Source organism: Lishizhenia sp. (genome assembly GCF_033720595.1).
Taxonomy (GTDB): Bacteria; Bacteroidota; Bacteroidia; order Flavobacteriales_D; family Crocinitomicaceae; genus Lishizhenia.
Window position 1 is genome coordinate 1 of the sequence record NZ_JAWWCF010000223.1, and the last position, 4,173, is coordinate 4,173.

5 protein-coding genes are annotated in these 4,173 nt (G+C 39.6%); all 5 read right to left on the reverse strand.

Translation table 11 applies throughout. The features are described 5' to 3' along the window. Nucleotides 1-147: 147 nt before the first annotated feature. Entirely contained in the window at nt 148-861 is a 714-nt protein-coding gene (locus R3333_RS12865) for a 3-oxoacyl-ACP reductase family protein (RefSeq protein WP_318959178.1), read from the reverse strand. After that, nucleotides 846-1,730, reverse strand: coding sequence for a GNAT family N-acetyltransferase (locus R3333_RS12870; protein ID WP_318959179.1), 885 nt, complete (start codon nt 1,728-1,730; stop codon nt 846-848). Before R3333_RS12870 ends, R3333_RS12865 begins: the two co-directional genes overlap by 16 nt. Then, entirely contained in the window at nt 1,720-2,715 is a 996-nt protein-coding gene (locus R3333_RS12875) for a hypothetical protein (RefSeq protein WP_318959180.1), read from the reverse strand. The genes R3333_RS12870 and R3333_RS12875 overlap by 11 nt, the downstream gene beginning before the upstream one ends. Nucleotides 2,716-2,985: 270 nt before the next feature. Next, entirely contained in the window at nt 2,986-3,285 is a 300-nt protein-coding gene (locus R3333_RS14685) for a GIY-YIG nuclease family protein (RefSeq protein ID WP_413468685.1), read from the reverse strand. A gap of 251 nt (nt 3,286-3,536) precedes the next feature. Further along, entirely contained in the window at nt 3,537-3,941 is a 405-nt protein-coding gene (locus tag R3333_RS12885) for an Rrf2 family transcriptional regulator (protein ID WP_318959182.1), read from the reverse strand. Nucleotides 3,942-4,173 lie beyond the last annotated feature (232 nt).

Genomic DNA, 4,173 nt, shown 5'->3' on the forward strand with positions numbered 1-4,173 from the left:
GATTTGATGATTTGAGGGATTTGTCTCTCGGCTCCGCTCGAGAACCCGTTTTCCTTTATTTGCTGGGGTTAGAGGGGTTATTTAAACAATTTAACCTTCTAGAAATCTAACTCTCTAGCATCTAACTTCTTAATTCTGAATTCTTAACTAGTACAGTCCTCCATTAAGGTTGAGGGTTTGACCTGTAATGAAGCTACCTTCTTCGGATAAAAGTAGTTCTAATGTTTTCGCGATTGTTGCAGGTTCTCCTAATTGATTCATGGGAACATTTTTAAGGATTTCAGCGCGTAATTCTTCAGGTACATCATCTATCATCCCTCTATTAAAATAACCTAACGCCAAGGCATTCACTGTAATGTTAAAGGTTGCCAATTCTTTACTCATGGTTTTTGTCATACCAATGAGTCCAGCCTTTGAAGCCGCATAGGCCGTGGTACCGATAAACCCCGTTTGGGCCACAACACTACTAATGTTAACAATACGTCCCCAATTGTGCTTACGCATCAATGGAATGGCATATTTACTCGTAAGGAAAGGCGCTTTGAGGTTAACATTCATTGTCGCATCAAAATCGTCTACAGATGTTTTCCAAGAGATGGCACTTTTAGAAATACCAGCATTATTGATGAGCATATCTAAACGACCGAATTTTTCTTCAATCTTGGCCATCATTCTTTTCACCTCATGTTCTTGGGTAAGGTCTGCCTGCGTTAATAGAACGTTTTCGTTCTCAATATTTAAAATGGGATTAGCATTAAAATGCAGCACTAATTTAATGTGACTTTGGGCTCTGAAATGTTCCGTTAAGGCCGTTCCTAATGCACCTGAGGCACCTGTTATTAATACTACTTTTTCTTCCATGCTTTTAAACTTTGTGCGAGTTTAAACCAAAAAGGAGAATTATCATAGTGATAAGCAAAATACTTTTGGTCTACTCCACCTAATTTATAATTGAAGGATTTCACGCTATCTACACGCGATCCACCAAAATCAAATATTTTATTTTCTGCCACCGCTTCTTCTCTTGCATTGTTGAGCAAAGCATACATGGCCCCTAACTTTTTCAAATCTTCAGAACTCGCACCTTTTAAATAAATGCGACGATTACCAAAATCCATCAAGAGCACACAAGCAGCTATCTTACCCGATACGCGAACGACATAACATTTTAAATGTTGCGCACCCGTTAAGTTCTCTGCCAAACGTGCAATAATTTCTACCTCATCCCCTTTGTAAAAATCTAACTTCTCCGCCAAGGTATTGGTAATAAATTCCAAATGTTCTGCTTTGTAATCTTCTACAACTATGCTATGGCCCGACTTCTCGAACTTTTTAAATTGTCGTTTCGCATTGGTAGATATTTTAGCGCCTTCCTCAAATTGTTGAAACACATAGATTTCAGAGGGAATCCATTCTGGAATTTCGCGCCTAAAGTTGACCATAGAACGCTTAAAATGCTTTTTTATTACCTCCTCTAATTCAGGTCTTCCAGCAGGAACATCTCCAATCACTTCTTGGTAACGGCTGAAGAAGGGTTGATACAGCGTTTTCAATCCCAAACGCACGGTATAGGGCAAAGCCACCCCCCAGTTTTCATCTTTTTTCCAATAGACAAACCAATTCTCTGCCGTGGCATCCAAGTATGTAGAAGTAGAAAAAATGCTTGCTCCGTGTAGCGCCACAAAATCATCCCAAGCCACCTTGTCGAGTCGCTCTGAACTAATCAGCATCGGGCAAATCTTTAAAGGTTAAAAACGCGTGTTTGTTTTGCATGGCTTGAATATAAGATTCTAATCGCTCAAATGAAAATAAGGTCATACTTTTTGGATGTCCTATCACCACTAGATCTGTTCTTCCTGATTTGGCAAACTTGCGCGTTGCACTTTTCAGTTTGGAAGCAAAGTATCCATCCATGCTAATATGATTCCAGGATGATTTGGTCAAGTGTTTTTGTTTACGACCGGGTTGAGCAATGAAATTTCCATCTCCCAGCATTTTGTGTCGCGAAGGTCTAATTCTCCCCCATCCATACAACTGCCAATAAAAGAAAGGGTGATATTTCATCCCCCCAATAGGAATCTCTGTGAAGTATCCTTCAGGATATTCGTGCGTTAATACACTTTGAAAATTATAGCGTCCTTTATTGGGTGCAGTCGTGAAATCAAAAGCATAGTGCTCTGAATGAAATTCACCACCTTGAAAAACAGTAGTATCATACTTAATACCTAACTCCTGAAAAGCTTTTTCAACTTTGGAGAAAGGTTGCAAACACCAACCTCCTGCTCTAAAGCTATTCACTTTTCTACCGATAAGTTCCTCTAATTTTTCTTTGTAACGCTTCACCAAAGGATAGATCTCCTCTTCTTCAAAATCATCTAATTTATAGTGCAAGTTCGTTACCATATTCCACCCTTCTGTAGTGTAAGAACAATCTTCCCAATGTGGATGAATATGTAATTGAACATCACTCCCCTCTGCTATAATTTGTCGCAATTGATCTACCACTTTTTGATAATCCTTTTGTAAGGAGGGATAATCATTTCTATACCGATCGCACGCTAAGAGGTAGCCCACATCCACAAAGTAGGTCATACCAACCCCATACTTCTTACTAATCTCTAGCAAACGCTGTGTTGGTTCCAAGATACATTTCTCCACACTACCTGTAGGGTTTCCAAAGAAAAGTTCATAGTCGAGGGTCAGAAAAATGTTCATGCCGACTAAGATAGGACTTTTAGAGATTTAGACGCTTAGACGGTTAGATTTTTAGACGGTTAGACCGTTAGACTTTTAGATTTTTAGAAGGATCTTCGGTGGGTTGGCCTTCGAGACTTCCACTACGTGGAACCTCAGGCCGCCTATTAATTCACAAATTAAAATTTAAAATTCAAAAAAAGGTTATACCGAGGCCTGAGGTCCGAGGTACGAGTTGTCTCGAAGGCCGTAAACTAGAAGAATTAGCCGTCTCGAAGGCCGATAGATAGTTCAAAGATCTCTGTATGCTTTCGCTAATTCCGGTAAGTCCTTATGCTTTCCATTTACAAGCGCTTCCTTCTTTTTACGGGACCATTTTTGGATTTGTTTTTCTCGGTTGTATGCAAGATAGACATGAGGATAATATTCGAAATACTGGAGTTTTACTGGAAGTCGTTTTTTGGTGTGATTTGCTCCATCTTCGCTTTGATGTTGCCGAAACTCAGGACGCAGTGTAACGGTTAAAATTTGAATGTACTGAACATACCGAGGCCTGAGGGGTGAGGTACGAACCGTCTCGAAGGCCGACAAATTTGAGGGAAACTAAAGCCTGTGGGGCAAGGTCAGAACAGTAACAAAAAACTAATGACATGAAGAAAGAATATGAATACTTACCCAAAACCAATCAAACAGGGATAGGATGGAAAACCCGCAGGGGCTTTTGTGCTTGAAACTTATTGGAAAAGAAGCGACCTTGGAAGCTTCTGAGACTATGTAGTTGAAATGCAAATAGTACCGAGGATTTGGAAGGATAGCCCGGCCGTTTGCCACTTCTATCCTACTTATAAATCTGCAATCGTCTTGTTCTCCACTACGTTGAGGATGCTATCTCTTACTTCGACCATGGCTTTGTTGAGTTTACAGGTTTCCTCCGAATCGCAATCGTCGCACTTTTCGTAATAATTCAAACTCACGCAGGGAAGCCAAGCAATTGGTCCTTCCAAGGCTCTATACACTTTGGCCAAAGAGATTTCGTTGGCTGGTTTCATGAGATAATATCCTCCCCCTTTTCCTTTTTTAGACGAAAGGATTCCTTGTTTTTTAAGGTCGAGCAAAATAGACTCTAAAAATTTGAGGGAAATATTTTGGGTACTGGCGATTTCTGAAATCAAAACGGGTTTGCCTTTTTCTTGTTGAGACAAGTAGCTCAGTGCTTTTAAGCCGTATTTGGTTTTCTTAGAAATCATGAAGTAAAAGTAGAGATTTTTTGAAAATTGGGGTTGGTTTGGGGCAATTTTTTCAACTTCTGCTTGAGTATCCGCTATTCTTCCGAAATTGAAAAAATAAACTTTTGAATTCTTTACTCATTTTAATTCGCTGTCACAAAGCGGCATTAATATTAAGTTTTCAGTACATTTAATACCGAAGGAACGTGGTTGTAAGTTTCAATATGATAAAGCTTCGGAAAGAAAGCGGATA

Excerpts from the sequence above, each read along its gene's own strand:
- R3333_RS12870 (WP_318959179.1), bottom strand. The coding sequence starts at position 1,730 with ATGCTGATTAGTTCAGAGCGACTCGACAAGGTGGCTTGGGATGATTTT.
- R3333_RS12885 (WP_318959182.1), bottom strand. The coding sequence starts at position 3,941 with ATGATTTCTAAGAAAACCAAATACGGCTTAAAAGCACTGAGCTACTTG.
- R3333_RS12865 (WP_318959178.1), bottom strand. The coding sequence starts at position 861 with ATGGAAGAAAAAGTAGTATTAATAACAGGTGCCTCAGGTGCATTAGGA.
- R3333_RS12875 (WP_318959180.1), bottom strand. The coding sequence starts at position 2,715 with ATGAACATTTTTCTGACCCTCGACTATGAACTTTTCTTTGGAAACCCT.